We start from the raw sequence: 15,994 nt of genomic DNA on the forward strand, positions 1-15,994 counted from the left end.
GTAAATTATAACATTAATCAACCTTTAGTCAAACCTGCCTTTTTTAAACAAAACACAATATTTTATTTATTATTTTTTTAAGATAAAATCTATATGTAATGATATTAAAAATAAAATCATGAGGGTAACTTCTACTTTATGAAACCTAATAAAATTATTAATAAATCTATTTACTATTACAACTCTCATAAATATTCAGAAGTAGTCAAGCTCTTAGAAAAGGAAATATTCTTATATAAAAATTACTACTTTTATCATTATATTTTAGGAATGGCTTATCTTAAAATGGGCAATTTAACAAACGCCCATACATATCTAAAGAAGGCCTATACTTTAAATCCAACAGAACCAGATGTCAAGCAATCAATTGCAATACTATTAGTAGCTCAAGGTAAAGAAGATAAGGCCATACGGATATGGCTTAAAATGATAGAAGAAAATCAAGAGATAAAACGGTCAGAACTTTCTTTAGAAACTATCAGAAAGAATCCAATTCAAGGAACATTATTTTTTAACAAAAAAAAAACATACGATAAACTATTTCCAGAAATAAAAGCAAAAACAGGAGAAAATTTATTTAACTCAATAAGAATAGTATTAACAACAGTAGGTCTTATATCCTTAGTGTTAGTAATATTCTTATTTATAAATTCCAAAGAAATAATTACATTGCAATTCAGCTCAAAATCAAAAAATAAAAAAGCTATCAACAATATCACAGCATACATTGACGACATTAAAATAAACGACAAAGAAAAGATCGAAAACGATGAAGGACAATTTGTATTCATACTAACTGAAACTGAAATTAAAAATTCATTTCAAAAAATAAAAAATCACCTAAAGGAAAATAAAGATAACTTTGCAAGAATTGAAATAAATAAAATACTAAATTCAAACGCATCAGAATCAATTAAACTAAAAGCTAAAAATCTTGCTAGTTTTATCTCAAGGCCAGATTTTATTACATTTGACGATTATTTAGATTTAAAAAAAATTAAACAAACTCCATTAATTTATTCAAACGCATATGTAAAATGGGAAGGGATTGTAAATAATATTGAGAAAAAAGACAACATAATTTATTTTGACTTTTATGTAGGGTATAATAAAAATGCTCTTGAAGGTATCATCACAACAAAAACAACTTTTGATATTGACATTGATTTTAAAGACTCAGTCGAAATTCTTGGACAAATAGATTACACTAAAGGAAAACTTACCTTAAATGCAATTACAATTCGAACAATAGAGAAGACAAAAAGTTAATTTTTTATGCTACTTTATTAAAACAAACTTAAATTCTTTTAAATTAAAAAGGTGTGCATAAAAATTTATCATTCCCCTTAATAATTTTTATAGCCTCACTGAAAGATAATAACAGTTCTTCCTTTTTAGTTAAATCTCTTACTCTCATTTTATCTTCTCTATACTCTTCTTGACCAACAAAAACTAAAAACCTTATATCCTTATTAAGAGCATATTCAATTTGTTCCTTAATATTTTTGCCCTCTTTGCTTCTTGGGTACACCTCACAAGCAATATTATTCACCTTAGAATAATCATGTCTTCTAAACCTATCCGCAAGTTTATAGTAATAATTTTCTAAACTACTCTCTATATTAACAATCAATACTCTAGAACTAGCTTTAATAACAAACAGTTTGATATAACTAAATTTTTCATGCTCAATTATATCTTTAATCCTATCAACTCCAAAAGAACCCCCTACGCCTGAAACCTTTTGCAAAGAACTAGAAAATGATGAAATTAAATTATCATATCTTCCACCACTACAAATACTTCCCATATTAATCCCCAACATCTCAGCTTCAAATACAAGACCAGTATAATAATCAAGCCCGCGTACTATTTTAAGATTAAAATTAAAAGAATATTGAATCCCTAGTGAACTAAGACGCACAAAAACATTCTCAATTCTCTTAATGGCATCATTATCCCCTAAAATATTTCTTAAAGCTTCCATTTTATCCCAAAAAGTTCCTTGCAAGGTTATAAATTCTAATATCAAATTAACATGATCTTCACTTAGTTCTGTAAGCAAACTTTTCTTGACATTTTCAATTCCAATTTTATCCAACTTATCCACATTTCTTAAAATAAAGATACTTTTATCCTTTAGTCCTAACTTATCAATATAAGAATTCAATATTCCAATATGAGAAAAATGTATAATAAACTTTCTATCAATACCTTCTATAAAATTTAAAAAAACCTCCTCAAGTCCACAATAAACAATAGATAAAATTTCAGCATCATTTTGAAAAGTGTCCTCACCTACTATATCAAAATCAAATTGCATAAATTCTCTATATCTGCCCTTCTGAGTATTCTCACCCCTAAACACCTTTCCTATCTGAAATCTCTTAAAAGGAAACTTAAGTTTAGACCTATTAGTAGTAATAAATCTTGCAAAAGGAACCGTTAAGTCAAAACGCATAGAAACATCTCTATCACCATTATCTTTAAATCTATAAGTTTGCTTTTCTACCTCATCTCCACCTTTTCTAAAAAGAAATTCAGAATATTCAAGAATGGGGGTATCTATTAAATCAAAATTATATGACATAAGAACACTATATATTTGCTTTATCACATGAGTACGTATTAACGCTTCCTTTGGTAAATAATCTTTAAATCCTTTTAAAGTTCTAACATCCACTATATTTAAACCTCTATCAATTTCAAATTTAATCTTTTCATAATATAATATTATAAATACTAGAAAAACTTAACATTTAAATTCTTAACAACTAAATGTTTATTATATGCAAGGAGTTGCTAACAATATTTAATGTCTAAAAATTCTACTAGCAAATCAAGATTAAATATAGTTCTTATAACTTTCTTAATAATCACAATAATACCAATTTATAAATATTTTATTCTAATGTCTTTTAAAAACACCACTTATTTCTCTCAAAATATAAACAATACTTCAAAAAGAGGAATCATTTATGATAGAAATGGCAAAGTAATGGCCTTTTCCTCACAATCATATTCAGTTGGAACGGATATAAATAGAATAAAAGATATTGTAAATATCTCAGAAACTCTTGGCGCAATTCTTAAAATTGAACCTAAAATACTTAAAAAAGAATTATCCGAAAAAAAAGGATTCATGTACATAAAAAGAAAAGTAACAAGAGAAGAATCTGATTTAATTAAAAGAATTCAATCAGAAGGAAGATTAAAAGAAATTACTCTTTACCCAGACTATACAAGAATTTATCCTTTCAGAGAGCTAGCAAGTAATATTACAGGATTTGTAGGAACTGACAATATTGGACTTAACGGGATTGAATTATCTCTAAATAGTACACTAAACGAAGACCTCACCAAACAACAATCTATAAACGAATATTTAAGTACAAACAATATATACCTGACAATAGACATAGATTTACAAAGAAGCATAAATCAAATAGCTAAAAAATACTTTAAAGAGAATAATCCTGAAAGTATGATTACTATGGTAATGGATGCTAAGAATGGAGATATTCTATCTATGCTTCAATTTCCACAATATGATGCCAATTATTATTCAAAATATCCTAAAGACATATGGAATAATTTTGCCTCTTCTTTAACTTATGAACCTGGAAGTATTAATAAAATTTTTACAGTTGCAATTATATTAGACAGTGGGCAACTAAAACTAAATGAAAAATTTTTAGATAACGGCATATATCAAAAAAAATTTAAATCGGGGGAGGTAATCACAATAAAAACCTTAAATCCCCCCTATGGGTATATTGATTCTAGTGGAATTTTAATTCACTCATCAAATGTAGGAATAGCTCACATTACAGACAAAGTAAGTAATGAATATTTTTATACAAAGCTTCTCGATTTTGGATTTGGTGAAAGAGTTGGCTTTCCTTTTCCCGGAGAAACAAAAGGACTTTTAAAACACTACTCTAAATGGTCAGGAAGAAGCAAACCCACAATCGGATTTGGACAAGAGATAGGAGTATCAGCTATTCAAATCCTGCAAGCTGCTAGCATACTAAGCAATAATGGAATTATGATAAAACCCAAAATCATAAAAAAAATCAGTAATGAAATGGAAGATACAATTCAAGAATTTCAAAAAGAAGAAACGAGAAAAGTAATCTCTAGTCGTACAGCACAAGAAGTTTTAAAAATGATGAGAGAAGTTGTAAATAAAGGTGGAATACCAAGACTTAAGATAAAAAATCTAAATATCTCAGCAAAAAGTGGAACTTCACAAGTCATTGATCAAGCCACTGGAAAATATTCAGAAGAAGACTATACCTCATCAATATTAGTCATATATCCCACAGAAGAACCACAATACATTATATATATTGTATACAGATATCCTAAAAAGATAATATATGGTACAAGAATCGCTGCACCAATGGCAAAAGAAATAATAGAATTAATTGAATATCGCAACAATAAAGATAAATATAATAAAATTAAATTTCCCTCAAAAATTAGTTTACCAAAACCCACAATAAAATATGACAAAACAGAATATCTACCAAACCTTATAGGAATTTCTAAAAGAGATTTAATGAAAATACTAAAAAACTATACAAATATAAAAATAAAGGTAAAAGGAAATGGTTTTGTGTATAAACAATCACACTCCCCTAATACAAAACTAGAAGATATAGATAATCTTGAAATAAATCTCAAATAAATTAAGAAAACAAATTTTTTATTTCATTCCTATAAAGATTTAAAATATAATTACGCTTAACATCCATCTTAATTGACATCTCTTTACCCACCTCAAATGGCTTTTCTAAAAGAGTGAATTTTAATATCTGTTCAAAAGGCTTAAATCCATTGGCTTTATTAATAAGCTTTTTTATCTCGTCATTAATAGCCTTAAGCACAACATTATTAGCAATAATTTGACGCCTATTGTCATAATCAAGAATCTTCTGACCCATACTTTCCAAATATTTATTTATCTCTTCAAAATTAGGAAGAATTAATGCTCCTAAAAATTTTTGGTCTTGTCCCACAACAACAGCCTTTTCTATTAATAAAGACTCTTCAAGTTTAACTTCAATTGGAGCAGGCTCAATATTCTCTCCATTATTTAACACAATAGTATCTTTTTCTCTTCCAATAACCTGAACAACATCATCCTTTGATAACTTAACAATATCGCCCGTATTTAAAAATCCATCAGAACCAATAACTTGCCTTGTAGCCTCCTCGTCTTGATAATATCCAAGCATAATTTGAGGGCCCTTAACAAATAAAATACCCTTACCTGGTTTCTTAAGTTTATTACCATCCTCATCTCTAATCTCAGCAATAGTTCCAGGCAATATTTTACCACAAGTTCCAAGTATTGTTTTCCCATGCTCATTAGATGCAACACCAGGAGATGCTTCTGTTAACCCATAAGCATTAGCAAGCTCAATCCCAATTGAATTAAAAAATCTAACAACAGATAAAGACATGCTACCACCACCAGTAATGCCTACAACAAAATTATTACCTAAAACTTTCTTTATCTTTTTAAAGATAATTGAATTACCCAAAATTTTAAGAGGAAATAAAATAATTAAACCCAATACTCCTAATATTTTTTTTATAGGTATTAATAAATTAAATCCATTATCAGGATATAGCCCCAAAGTTGTCCGATAACATATATCATTCAAACAAGCTACACTAACAAAAAATTTAAATAATAACTTTGCTAAAAATGATTTCTTTGCAACTTCTTTATAAATATTTTGTCTTATTGCAATCCAAAGTCTAGGTACAGCAGCAATATAATGAGGATTAATACTTTTAATATCATCAAGCATGTTTCTAGGTACAATACTTGAAAATAAACAAGTCATTCCTTTAAGAAAAATATTGTAAGAAAACGACCTCTGAAATGAATGCCAAATTGGCAAAATACACATAAATATTTGACCTTCGATAGTATTAATCATCCGACTAAAACTAGATACCTGGTAAAGAAAATTGGAGTGCGAAAGCATTACCCCTTTAGGATTTCCTGTAGTACCAGAAGTGTATATTATAGTCGCCATATCATGAATATTAACGCTATTTAAAGCCTTAATAATAGACTCATCTTTCCTTGTCTTATCTCCAATTGCAATACATTCTTTATAAGAATAAATCTTAAAGTCACTAAATTTCTCTCTATCTTTATCCGACAAATCATCAATAATAATAATTATAGGCTTTACCTTAAACTTAACTTGAGAAATTAAATTAAGAAGATTCAAACTCTCAACTATTACTATATTGGACAAAACAGAATTAATAATTACTTCAGCTTCAAAAAGGGTAACATCAGCCCCCTTAGGTACATCTACAGCCCCTAAAGATAAAATTGCAAAATCTATAACAGTCCATTCAATTCTATTCTCAGAGCAAATAAATACCTTATCCTGATATCCTAAATGCATCTCTTGTAAGAATGATGCAAATTTTAAAACATCATTTTTTAAATCTTTATAAGTAACCCTAAAGTAGCTCTTATTGCTCTTATATATTTGAGCAATCTCATCGCCACGCCTATCGGCAACTTCAAAAAATGTTTTTACTATTGACATACAATCTCACTCAACACTCATAGTGTTATATTCTAAATTATACCATCTTAAATTATTAAATCACAACTTCATTTTTGAACCATTTTGTAACATAGAATGATACCATATAAAATAATCATTATTAACAATTTCGGACAAAAAAAGACAATAAATTTAATAAAAGCTAGTACATATTATTTTTAAAATCTACTCATTACAAAAATACCAAGATATCAACCCAGGACAAAAATCCTAATTCCTTCTGTAGGATATTCTTTATCCAACATCTCCACGGCAACTTTTAATCTTTCCATAACAATTAAGTTATCAGTATAAACTATAAGAATAAAATTCTCCTCAGGCCAAACTCCATTGGCCTGTTTTTCACCCTTTCTTCCTTTCCCATGAACATTATATATCTTAGAGTAATATATAGGCTCACCTAAATCTTTTTCTATTTCATGCATACATTCATAAAGATCATGCTCTAAAGATAAGTTGGAAATTATTTCTACTCTATACACAAAAACTCCTACTAATCCTCATCATCTTCAATAAAAAAATTATTAAGATTGTCATTGGCCTTATTATTCTTAACATCACTAGTGTTTACCTCATTCTTCTGTGAAGAATTCTTACTAGCAAATTTTAATGATTTTGAAAAGATGAAATTTTTTATAGATATTTTAGAAAAAATTTCAAAAATCATAGGAATAAAAAGTAAAGTAAGAAATGTACTGGCTGTCATTCCACCAATAAAGGTAATAGCAATAGGTTTTACAAGAGCACCTCCACTAGATTCTGAGAATGCAATGGGAATAAGCCCTATTATTGATGTTAATGCAGACATTAAAATGGGTCTAAACCTAGATCTTCCACCCTCAAGTACTGCCTCTCTGAGGATAAAACCCCTCTTAACTAATAAATTAATATAATCTACTAACACAATACCAGTATTAACAACAACTCCAACAAGCATAAGCATACCAATACCTGTAAAAACAGAAATATCCTCTCTTGTTATAAAATGAATAAGTACAACACCCACTACAGTTAATGGAATTGTAAAAAAAATAATGAATGGCTTTAAAAGAGATTCAAATTGTGATGCCATTATTCCAAATACAAGTAAAATAGCCATAAAAATTATCGACTTAAATTGTTCCATATTCTTAGTAAATTCATTATACTCTCCTTTAAAATCAATCAATATGCCATCTCTTTGGGGAAATTTATTAGTTACAAAATCCGTTACCTTTGATGTAATTAAAGCCAAATTTTCACCTGGAGGAATACCTGCTCCAAGACGAACTACTGAGGATTGATTTTCCCTAAAAAGAGCCCCAACTCCCTTTGTCTTCTTTAGCTTAGCTACTGAAGAAAGAGGAATTTTAACTCCCGATGTATTTTTAACAAAAATCTTATCTAAGTCCTTTAAGTTAGTAATGTCACGTCTATCAAGTCTAAGTAAAATATCATAATTTAAACCACTCTCAGTATATTTCCCTGCAGAAATTCCATCAATATTAGCCTTAATCTCTCGTGAAAGAGTATTCATATTAATTCCATAAGAATAAACTTTGTCTCTATCTATGTCTATATCAATTTGAAGTTCTTCATCTTTTACATTAAGTACAGGATTTACAAGCTTAGGAAATTCCTTCTTTAAAGCATTAACCAATAAGTTTCCATAATCCCTTGCGACCTCAAAATCAGAAGCAACAATCCTAATATCAATGGGAGAACCTTGAAAAAATCCCCCTCCTCCCGTAGAAGCTTTAGTATTTAAATCAGGATAAAGCTCTCCAATACGATCATAAATTCTATATTTAAGAATTTCCGGATCTGTAACAAATTTTTCACTTGTTTCTTCCTCTGAAAGTAATCTAAAATGAAAAATCACTTGATTTGAATACACTTCAGTAATGACACTCTTGTAAACCTTAATTTCGTCCTTCATAATTTCTAAAAATTTATCCGCATAAAATTTTGAACTCTCTAAATCTATCTTATTAGGGAACTGAAAATTAAAGCTAATTTCAGGATACCTCACACTAGGCCCAGAAGATACATTTAAAAATACAAACGAAAATATACTTAAAATAAAACTAAAGATAATAATGAATGAAAAAATTATTTTGTGAGACAAAACATATTTTAGCAACTTAACATAAAATACTTCTCCAACATAATAAACTCCATAAAAAAAATCATCAACTCTTTTAATAAATTTATTCTTGATAGGTTTTTGAAAAGTAGTATAAAGTCCAACATAATGAGTCGCAAGAATAGGAACTAAAAAAATTGCAACAAATAAAGAGGCTACTAAAGATATAACAATAGTAAAAGCAAAATCTCTAACTATATCGGCAATAAACCCAACTTCAGACCTAAAAACAAGAACAGGAGCAAACACACAAATTGATGTTAAAGTTGAGGACACAATTGGAAGCATCATTTCTTGAGTTCCAAGAATCGCAGCTGGAATAAGTTTTGTTCCCTTCTGTCTATATTTATATATATTATCTATTACAGCAATAGAACAATCGACAAGCATACCAATACCCAAAGCAAGTCCTGAAAGACTTAACAAATTCAGTGAAATATTTGCAAAATACATTAAACAAAAGGTAATAACCACAGCCAATGGTATTGAAATTCCAATAATAATTGTTGCCCTAAAGCTTCTTAAAAAGAAAAAAATAATACATACTGCAAGTAATGCCCCATAATAAGCTGAATCCTTCACAGAAGAAATAGAGTCTTTAATAAATTCAGAAGTATCTGATACAAGATCTAAAGATATATCTCTTGGAAGTGAACGCTTGATTTTATCAATTTCTGCATTCACTGTATTGGAAACTGTAATAGAATTTGCATCGCTATGCTTCTTCACCTCCAAAATAACAGAGGGCTTACCATTATAATAAGTATAATTTTCTAATTCTTTAAAAGTATTCTTAATGTTTGCAATATCTTTAAGCGTTACCTGAACAAGAGAAGTATTACTTGAAGAATAAGTATTTGGGTTTCTATAAGAAACAACTACATTTTCCAAATCACTAATTGAAGCAAATTTTCCAGACACTTGTGCCAAGTACTCTATTCCATTATCTATTATATTACCAGCCGACATTTCAAAATTTTGAGAAGAAATTGCTGCTGCTATCTCTGACAAAGTAAGCCCATATGATTCTAGTTTATTTTGAGAAATTTCAATCAAAATATTTCTATCACTACCACCCAAAACCTCTACAAGACCAACCCCATTAAGACTTTCTAATTTAGGCTTGACAATGCTAACGGCATATCTTCTAAGCTCTGAAACAGACCTATCTGAATAAATAACAAATTTCAATACGGGTATATCACCTGAACGAAATCTCATAATCTTAGGTGAACTAGCTTCTTTGGGTAAAATATCTTTTAAGGATTCAAATACGTCTCTTATTTCATTTAAAGCTAAATCTAAATTAGATCCATGATAAAATTTAATAACAATAATGCTTACCCCTTTAGAAGATGTGCTATCTATTTTCTCTACATTCTTTACCGAAGTAAGACCACTCTCAAGAACACTAGATATTTTTTCTTCAACCTCCTTTGGAGAAGCTCCTGGATATGCTGTATATATAGTAAGTACACTGTTTTCCATTGTAGGCAATAAATCTATTTTTAGCCTTGTAAAGGTATAAAAGCTTATCATAGTTATTAATGAAAACAATATTAACATAGTTATTGGCTTATCAACGACCCTCTTTACTAGCATACCTTTCTCCAATAAAAATTACACATTATCTTCACTTGTAAGCCCTTCTCTAATTTCTACTATATTCACATAAGCTCCATCAGAAAGAGGCGACATGCCCTCAATAACAATTAAATCATCTTCATTAATTCCATCCATAACAGACACAATATTATCTACTTCAAAATCTATTACAGGAAATAACATCTGTACTGTTTTCGTATCTTCATTTACCCTAAAAACGAACCTCTTTCCTTCCCTCTCTACAAAAGCGCTACTTGGAATTTTTATTACATTTTTTAAATGATTAGTAACAATTTTGACTTTTGCAAACATCCCAATAACCATCTTTTTTGCATTATTTCCCACAGGTTCAAGATACACTTCAGCTGCACGACTCTTAAAATCAAGTACAGGAGATACTTCTGAAATTTTCGCTTTAAATTTCTCACCAGGATAAGATTCAATCTCAATAACTGCATTGTTGCCAGGTTTAACATCCAAAATATACCTCTCAGATACATAAGCCCTAATTTGAATTGTATCTACTCTACCTATTAAAGCAATACTCGTTTGAGGTCCAACCGTTTCACCAATTTTACGATTAACAGCTAAAACATATCCAGAAATTGGAGCTTTTACTGGGCTCTTTAAATAAAGCGCGCCTGGCTTTGAAGGATCAAGTGTTGCAATCACTTGTCCCTTATTTACATAAGTCCCAAGTCTTACATTAAGAGTTGTTATTTTACCTGTAGCATCTGGAAATACATCTGTTTTAACCTTGGTATCTATATCACCATTTAGCGCAATATAATTACTTAAAGTTCCTTTTCTAGCTTTCATAGCAATAACTGGAAATTTATAAGGTTCATTAGCATCATTCCCAGTCATAGCTTCTTGAGTCTCTTTTCCAGAGCTCCTATTACATGAAAAAAGAAGTAACACACTTAAGCACAATAAATAATACTTAACACTAAACCTAATACTAAAAATTAAATTCATAAAACATCCCTATTAGTCTAATGCATTTATTAAATCTTTATATTCAAGGATTGCATTAGCATAATTTAATTTATCTCTTATAAACTGTAAATCACTCTTTTTGTAAGAAACTTCAATGTCATTTAATTTTAAAAGATCTATTCCACCTGAATTAAAGGCATCAAAAGCCATTTGATAATTCTTTCTAGACAACTCCAAATTCATCTTTGAAGCATCTAAAATAGATTTATATCTTCTTACATCTTTACGCTTATGCACAATACTAGATTTAAATTTGCGGATTTCATTTGAAGCTTGATTTTTTAATATTTCTAATTGATAGTCTTTATCCCATATATTTGTAAAGTTACCTGAAAATGGTAACATTCCCGTTAAATTATACTGCAAGCCCAATGAAGCAGAAAACCCATTCTTTGATAAACCAACTGAACTACCACTAAAAGGAATAGACGCAGAATAGGAGATTCCAAAAGAAAAACTTGGCAAGAAAGTATCTAACCAAATAGCATCAAGAGATTTTTGTATGCTCCTAGAAGAATTGTTTAGAGCTCTGATATCTGGCAATTCGTTTACATCTATGACTTCACTAAGCAATGAAAAATCTAGTATTTCGTCTGATAATTCTCCTACAGTCTCAAAATCTTGCAGAACATCCAATCCTATTAACAATTTAAATGTTTCTTTTAATTTTTCAAAATTAATAATTTGTTCATCTAAAGCGGGTTGGGACTTATCATACTTAAGCTTAGCATCAAGATAATCTAACTCAGATAAAAGTCCATTATTATACGCAATGCTAGCTTGGTCATATTTAAGTTTACTATTTTTAAGCTGGCTTTCCAAAACTTCTAAAGTAATCTTTAAAGCTATCAACTCATTATACATTTTAAGAACGCCCAGCCTAATATTCCTAATAGCCTTCTCTCTATCTATTTTAGCCCTCTCATAATCAAGAATGGTAAGTTGAAGTTTCTTAAAAACGGATGGGTTTAATGCAAGGTTAGCAGAAGCTCCAAGTCCCACGCCCCAATAATCCTTCTCTTCTGAATTAGGCATGGAAGAAGGTACTCTTGAAAGTCCCGCATTAACACCTAAGCTTGGAACAAAAACATTCCAAGCATTATCTTTATATAATCTTTTTATCTTTTCTCTATACTCGGCATTCTTGGCGTCTAAATTACTGTCTAAAGCCATACGAACAGCATCTTCAGGAGATATTTGCATAATTTCTGCATAAGACGAAGATACTAAAACAAAAATTAATACCAATCTTTTAATGTTATCCCCCTAAAATACAAAAATATAACTATCCTATTTTACATACACTACTTATTACTTAAGATCATTTATTGAATAATAATAACATAATATAATTTTAAACATGTGTATCTTAAAAAGATTTTTCCTGATATTTAATCTAATAGCTATCTTATTAGTTATAATATATCAAAAAACTTTTTCCAAAATTGTTGGTTTTCATTGCATATATGAAACTAGTTGTTCAAATTATGCATTAGAATGCCTAAGAAAATACAACATTCTAACAGCATTATTTTTAATCATACTAAGACTACTGCGATGCAATGCATTATTCAAAGGCGGATCCGAATCACTACCAACCGAAAAACCAATATTAAACTCATTAAAGGAATTTAGAAAAAGATTAATCAAATAAATTTTTATATTTATCCGGTACCCAGCTTTTAACAAGTTCTTTATTTTTATCAACAAATTCAATAGCATTCTTATATTCTCGTCCGGGCTCTTTATAGTTTTTATCTATTAAAGGCAATACTAAGCTATCATCCCAATAAAAATTATCAAATAGATAATATGCATCAGGATCATCCTCTTTAAGTTTAAGTCTCACAAGAGTATGAACACTTTCAGATTTACCCATTGATAATAAAGGATCATCTAAAAATTTAACATCATATTTAGCAAATGCCCAATGGGGTTTCCACAAAGGAACCACAATCCACTCATTCTTCTTAATAGCAGACTCTAAACTTGCAAGCATTACACTCTCACTTGAAGGAATAAGCTCATATTCTTTATCTAATTCATAACGCTTAAGAGTTTCTTCTACAGAAAGTTGAGTACCTGACCCAGCATCTATGCCTACTATCTTATTCCCAAACTCAGCTCCTCTACCCTTAAGCTCAGCAATGCTAGAGATTGTAACATAACTAGGTACCACAAATCCTTGTAATGTCCCCTCATAATTAGCTCCAAGATCAATAAATTTATCCTTGAGCTTTTCATAATAAAATTTATCCGCAGTTGGAATCCAAGCAGATACCATCCCATCTATCTGACCTGATGCCAAATACTGATACATAACAGATGCTGTAACGGGGAATATCTCCACCTTATATCCCATTCTCTCAAAAACAACCTTAATAACATTAGTAGCAGCTGTCTCGCCTATCCAATTAACATACGCAATTTTGACTGTTTTTGAAATTTCCAAATCATCGTTTTTGTCACAAGAAAGTAAGGTAAAAATAAAAATTATTAAAATAACGATAAATAACCTTTTCATCAAAAAAACTCTCCACCTATTCACACAAATAATATTATTTATTATACATTTCCAAAAATCTCTTAAACTTATTTTCTTTCTTGATTCCATAATTGTCAGTATTTAAATAACTAAATTTAATAAAAATGGTTTGCATAATCCTATCTAAAATAATAGCTATTACAACAACAGCTAATCCCGATATTAAACCTTCACCAAAATTCAATCTTTCAACAGAATATATTACAGTCCTACCTAATCCTGATGATCCAACCATCGCTGCAATAACTATCATAGATATTGCCATCATTATCGATTGGTTAATTCCCTCTATTATACTTTGAAGAGCCAATGGTAACTGAATTTGGAAAAGAATACGAAAATTACTACTCCCAAAAGATTTTGCAGCCTCAACTACCTCCCCTGGTACCTGCACAATTCCTAATCTTGTATATCTAATAACTGGAGGCATTGCAAAAATTATTGTAGCAAAAATAGCCGAAGATGTTCCCATGCCAAAAAAAGGTATAGCCGGTATTAAATAAATAAAAGGAGGCATTGCTTGCATTAAATCAAGTATTGGCTTTAAAAATACATAAAACTTAGAATAATATCCACCTAAAATACCTACTGGAATTCCCAAAATTACGGAAAATAGCACAGACACAAAAATAATTGATACAGTATCCATTGAAACTTCCCAAAGATTAAAATATAAAATGAAACAAAACCCTAACATAATCAACAAAGCTAATCTTTTCTTTAAAAATAAGACACTAAAAACACAAATAATAACAATAAAAAGAATAGGATTAATAAAAAGAAATAAATTTTTTAAATTTTCGTAAAATAAAAGAACAATCCTTGAAAATCCTATACCATTCGAATCCGCAAAATTGTCAACCAAAAAGTTAAAAAATTTATCTATACTAGATACTACAAAATCTCTATCCATAAATCACTACTTCGACAACAAGCCAGTAATTTCCCCTAAATCAATATATCCAATAATATTGTCTTGATCATCAGTTATTATTAAATAATTTAATTTATTTAAATATTGAACAATACTTTTTATCTCATCATCCAACCCTAATTTCAAAGAAACAAGATTACTATATCTTATTTTATTAGTTGTATTGTATAAGCTAAACTCATTGTCTTCTTTTTTAATAATAACATTAAATCCATCAGAATCCTCACTAATAGCAAAATCCATCTTAATAATATCTTTAATCTTTAAAATGCTTAAAACAGGAAGATTTTTAATAAAATTAGCTATAAAATCTGTACTAGGATTTTCCAATATCTCCAAAGGGTTCCCTACTTGAATAATTTCTCCATCTTTCATAAAAGCTATTCTATTACCCAACTTAAAAGCCTCAATTAAATCATGTGTAATAAATACAACTGTCTTCTTTAATTTATCTACCAATCTTAAAAGTTCATCCTGCATTTCTCCCCGGATTAAAGGATCAAGAGCTGAGAAAGCCTCATCCATTAAAAGTATATCTGGATTAACCACCAAAGCTCGTGCTATGCCCACTCTTTGTTTCATTCCACCTGAGAGTTCATTTATATATTTATATTGAGCATCTTCAAGTCCTACAAGTCTTAAAACATCAAGAGCTTTCTGTATTCTAACTTTTTTACAAATACCCTTAACTTCAAGTCCATAAGTCACATTTCTTAAAACATTCATATGTGGAAAAAGTCCAAAATTTTGAAATACCATGGCAAATTTATCTTTTCTTAAAGCAGAAAGATCCTTTTGATTAATATCATTCATCTCAATATTATCTACCAAAATAGACCCAGAATCTATTTTATATATACCATTTAGACATCTAACAAAAGTAGACTTACCACAGCCTGACATTCCCATAATAACTAAAATCTCATTTTCATAAACATCAAGGCTAATATTAGCATTTGCAATAAAGATGGAAGACTCCCTATAAATTTCTGCTCTATCTTTTCCCGCCTCATAACTATTTATTGCTTTAACTATTTGCTTTTTATTATTACTATAAGAAAATGTTTTATAAAGGTTCCTGACTCTAACGCTAGCCTTATACAAAGCGCACTCCTAATGAAAACATTGTAATTAAAATACATTAATATCAATTATACTAAAACATCAATATTTTCCCT

The 15,994-nt window shown here is 29.3% G+C and carries 12 protein-coding genes; 3 read left to right on the top strand and 9 right to left on the bottom strand.

All coding sequences use genetic code 11. The features are described from left to right. Nucleotides 1-138 precede the first annotated feature (138 nt). Complete coding sequence (locus DB313_RS00685; protein WP_120103950.1) at nt 139-1,269, top strand: tetratricopeptide repeat protein; 1,131 nt, start codon at nt 139-141, stop codon at nt 1,267-1,269. A gap of 43 nt (nt 1,270-1,312) precedes the next feature. Here DB313_RS00685 and hisS read toward each other — a convergent pair whose 3' ends face one another. Further along, nucleotides 1,313-2,683 carry a histidine--tRNA ligase gene (gene hisS, locus DB313_RS00690; protein WP_120103951.1) on the bottom strand — a complete coding sequence of 457 codons (1,371 nt, stop codon included), beginning with the start codon at nt 2,681-2,683 and terminating at the stop codon, nt 1,313-1,315. A 132-nt stretch (nt 2,684-2,815) separates the two neighbouring features. Here hisS and DB313_RS00695 point away from each other — a divergent pair, with 132 nt between their 5' ends. Next, on the top strand, nt 2,816-4,693 hold the full coding sequence (locus DB313_RS00695) for a penicillin-binding protein (protein WP_120103952.1): 1,878 nt from the start codon (nt 2,816-2,818) through the stop codon (nt 4,691-4,693). A 1-nt stretch (nt 4,694) separates the two neighbouring features. On the opposite strand, the gene DB313_RS00700 is transcribed toward DB313_RS00695, so the two are convergent. The 5 genes from DB313_RS00700 to DB313_RS00720 form a co-directional block, all read right to left on the bottom strand. Continuing rightward, entirely contained in the window at nt 4,695-6,587 is a 1,893-nt protein-coding gene (locus DB313_RS00700; RefSeq protein ID WP_120103953.1) for an AMP-binding protein, read from the bottom strand. Nucleotides 6,588-6,799: 212 nt separating this feature from the next. Further along, nucleotides 6,800-7,033 (bottom strand): PG0541 family transporter-associated protein, encoded by a 234-nt coding sequence (locus DB313_RS00705; RefSeq protein ID WP_420808983.1) that lies wholly within the window; start codon nt 7,031-7,033, stop codon nt 6,800-6,802. 68 nt (nt 7,034-7,101) lie between these two features. Further along, nucleotides 7,102-10,335 carry an efflux RND transporter permease subunit gene (locus DB313_RS00710; protein WP_120103955.1) on the bottom strand — a complete coding sequence of 1,078 codons (3,234 nt, stop codon included), beginning with the start codon at nt 10,333-10,335 and terminating at the stop codon, nt 7,102-7,104. Between the two features lie 18 nt (nt 10,336-10,353). Next, nucleotides 10,354-11,316: an efflux RND transporter periplasmic adaptor subunit gene (locus DB313_RS00715; RefSeq protein WP_120103956.1), complete on the bottom strand. Its 963-nt coding sequence runs from the start codon at nt 11,314-11,316 to the stop codon at nt 10,354-10,356. Nucleotides 11,317-11,328: 12 nt separating this feature from the next. After that, nucleotides 11,329-12,540 carry a TolC family protein gene (locus tag DB313_RS00720; RefSeq protein WP_120104637.1) on the bottom strand — a complete coding sequence of 404 codons (1,212 nt, stop codon included), beginning with the start codon at nt 12,538-12,540 and terminating at the stop codon, nt 11,329-11,331. Nucleotides 12,541-12,697: 157 nt separating this feature from the next. Between DB313_RS00720 and yidD the strand changes: the two genes are divergently transcribed. Then, nucleotides 12,698-12,991 (top strand): membrane protein insertion efficiency factor YidD, encoded by a 294-nt coding sequence (gene yidD, locus DB313_RS00725; RefSeq protein WP_120103957.1) that lies wholly within the window; start codon nt 12,698-12,700, stop codon nt 12,989-12,991. On the opposite strand, the gene DB313_RS00730 is transcribed toward yidD, so the two are convergent. Genes DB313_RS00730 through DB313_RS00740 form a run of 3 tightly spaced genes read right to left on the bottom strand, consistent with a single transcriptional unit; the run spans nt 12,980 to nt 15,920 of the window. Continuing rightward, a complete protein-coding gene (locus tag DB313_RS00730; protein WP_120103958.1) occupies nt 12,980-13,861 on the bottom strand; it encodes a glycine betaine ABC transporter substrate-binding protein in 882 nt (293 codons plus the stop codon). The two genes, yidD and DB313_RS00730, sit on opposite strands and share 12 nt — an antisense overlap. 34 nt (nt 13,862-13,895) lie before the next feature. After that, nucleotides 13,896-14,795: an ABC transporter permease gene (locus tag DB313_RS00735; protein ID WP_120103959.1), complete on the bottom strand. Its 900-nt coding sequence runs from the start codon at nt 14,793-14,795 to the stop codon at nt 13,896-13,898. A gap of 6 nt (nt 14,796-14,801) precedes the next feature. Continuing rightward, on the bottom strand, nt 14,802-15,920 hold the full coding sequence (locus DB313_RS00740) for a quaternary amine ABC transporter ATP-binding protein (protein WP_120103960.1): 1,119 nt from the start codon (nt 15,918-15,920) through the stop codon (nt 14,802-14,804). Nucleotides 15,921-15,994 lie beyond the last annotated feature (74 nt).

Origin of the sequence: Borrelia turcica IST7, from assembly GCF_003606285.1 — a bacterium.
GTDB classification, from domain to species: Bacteria; Spirochaetota; Spirochaetia; order Borreliales; family Borreliaceae; genus Borrelia; species Borrelia turcica.